The sequence below is a fragment of the Novosphingobium sp. genome, from assembly GCF_036733805.1.
In the GTDB taxonomy this organism is placed as follows: Bacteria; Pseudomonadota; Alphaproteobacteria; order Sphingomonadales; family Sphingomonadaceae; genus Novosphingobium.
Genome location: NZ_DAIMZT010000135.1, coordinates 1 through 2,313, shown reverse-complemented (window position 1 = coordinate 2,313; position 2,313 = coordinate 1). Strand labels below are relative to the sequence as shown.

Annotated in this window: 2 protein-coding genes; one reads left to right on the top strand and one right to left on the bottom strand. The window is 64.0% G+C overall.

What is annotated here, in order from left to right; translation table 11 throughout:
• On the top strand, window positions 1–330 hold a 330-nt coding region (gene metG / locus V7D69_RS15865), incomplete at its 5' end, for a methionine--tRNA ligase subunit beta (protein ID WP_333606317.1).
• Window positions 331–379: 49 nt separating this feature from the next.
• On the opposite strand, the gene V7D69_RS15860 is transcribed toward metG, so the two are convergent.
• A complete protein-coding gene (locus V7D69_RS15860) occupies window positions 380–1,915 on the bottom strand; it encodes a serine hydrolase domain-containing protein (RefSeq protein ID WP_333606316.1) in 1,536 nt (511 codons plus the stop codon).
• Between the last annotated feature and the right edge of the window lie 398 nt (window positions 1,916–2,313).

Here is a 2,313-nt window from a genome sequence, read left to right as displayed (position 1 = left end):
ACCATTTCCATCGACGACTTCGCCAAACTCGACCTGCGCGTCGGCAAGGTGCTGGCCTGCGAAGCGGTGGAAGGTTCCGACAAGCTGCTGCGCTTCGAACTCGACGCCGGCGAACTCGGCAAGCGCCAGATTTTTTCCGGCATCAGGGCCGCCTATTCCGAACCCGCGAAACTGGTTGGCCGCAACGTGGTGTTCATCGCCAACCTCGCGCCGCGCAAGATGCGCTTCGGGTTGAGCGAAGGCATGATCCTGTCGGCCGGCAGCGGCGGCGCGGATCTGTTCCTGCTCGATGCCGACAACGGCGCGAAACCTGGCATGCCGGTGAAGTAATCGTCTTTACGATCCAGACCGGTCCGATGAAGCGGCCTGCAGCAGGGGGTCATTGTTTTTGTTTCTTGCCGTCGGCCTGCAGGGTTAGGGTCTGGATGAGCGGCGGGTTGGTCGGCGAAAGCTCGATCGTCCCCTGGATCGCGCCACGTTCGCAGTGCCAGGCGAAAGTGCCTGCCCGCAGACCCGTGGCGGTTATGGGTTCTTGCGCACCGCAGGCGCCGACCTCGCCTTTCAGGCGCTCGAATTCACGCGCCCAGTTCTCCGCGGAACGGTCCATGAGGAAGTTGACCGCCAGATCGTCGATTCCCGGCTTCACGTCACCCGCGCGGTACATGGCGCCGGCCAGGCCATAAGCGCGCGCCAGCACATCGCTGACGTGCACGGGTGATGCCCGCAGCAGTCCGGCATCCTTCAGCATCTGCGCCGCATCGAACACGACTCCCACCGGCACTCCGTAAGTACGGTTGTCGAAGGCGAAGACGCCCACCCCGTAATCAGGCATCAGGAGAACGGTCGATCCGTAGCCGGGATAACCGCCGTTGTGTGTGAGGAGCAGCCCGAGATCGCAATCGCGCACCACGCTGAACCCGGCCGAATACACCGCTGCAAACGGGCAAGGTCCGGCATCGCCCGGACGCGGACGCTTGCCCAGACGCGGGAAGCTCGTCCCAATCGCCAGTTCACGCACGATCGCGCGACGCACCGGCCCGGTTTCCGGGCCACTGCTCGCCGGCCACGCCGAAAGCAGGAATGCGACCCAGCGCGCATAGTCGTTCGCGCTCGCATGCACACCGCCCATGGCGCCGAATGCGCCGTTGGCCATGGCAGGCTCCCGCACGAAGCCCCCATTCTCCCAGCGATAGCCGACGGCGAGTCGATCGGCCGGCACATCGGCGATCTCGTAGCCGCTCGCGCCCATGCCGAGCGGACGCATGAAGGTATTTTCGATATAGCGGTCGTAACGAAGTCCGGAAACCTTGGTGATCACCCTCCCAAGCAGCGCATAACCCAGGCTCGAATACTCATAAGCGGTCTCCGGAGTCTGATTGAACGAGGGGCCTTTCCCGAGCAAGGCCGTGAAGGCCTGTTCGCTCATCGGCTGCTGGCGGTCACTCCATGGGTCGTCAGGACCCAGGCCGGCCACGTGGCCGAGGAGATCCCGCACGGTCAGTTTCGGAGAATCGCTGGTGGGGTATCGCCATCCCCTGGCCTCGGGGATGTAGCGGTCGAGCTGATCGTCAAGCGAGAGCTTGCCCTCGTCTTTCAGCTTCAGGATGGCAAGCGCCGTGAAGGCCTTGCTCATCGAGGCAATGCGGAAAACGGTGTCGGCAGTGACCGGCCGGCGCGTTTCGACATCCTGTACCCCCAGGGCACCGACATACATGAGCCGCCCGTTCTGCACGATTCCCCAGACAAGGCCGGGTGCATGCACTGCCTGCCTGAAATGCTCGAAGCGCGCGTTGATCGCGGCGTCGATGCCCGCCCCTTGCGACGGCGGGTCCGTAGGCGCAACGGTGGTCTGCGCGGGCACGTTCTTCGCAACGAGAACCAGCATCACAGCCGCCAGAACGAAACCTGTTCGCATTTTTGCCCCCGAAACGGGATCAGCGCGGCCATGAAACCTCCGGATGGAGGTCGCGCACCTCCCGATCATCCACTAACAGATACACGCCAACAAGACCGCCAACGAGCGCGAAATATTCCACGAGCTTCGCCATAGCGAGTCACCGTCGCCTTGCGCACCCGCCACGCCTTGGCGAAAGCGTTCCGGCACGATGGCACGCCGGACGAAGGCGCGCGGGTGGTGACCGACGCTCCGTGAAACAGGCATCACGCGCTGGCAACGTTTTTTTCCCAATCCGGGGCGCAGCCTTTGGTGGCCGCAACGTCGCCCGTTCGGGGCTGCGCAGCGTGGTCGCGTGCGCGCGGGGTGGGGCCATGATCAGGCACTGGGCATTCTTCAAGCAAAGCGATACATCCTTC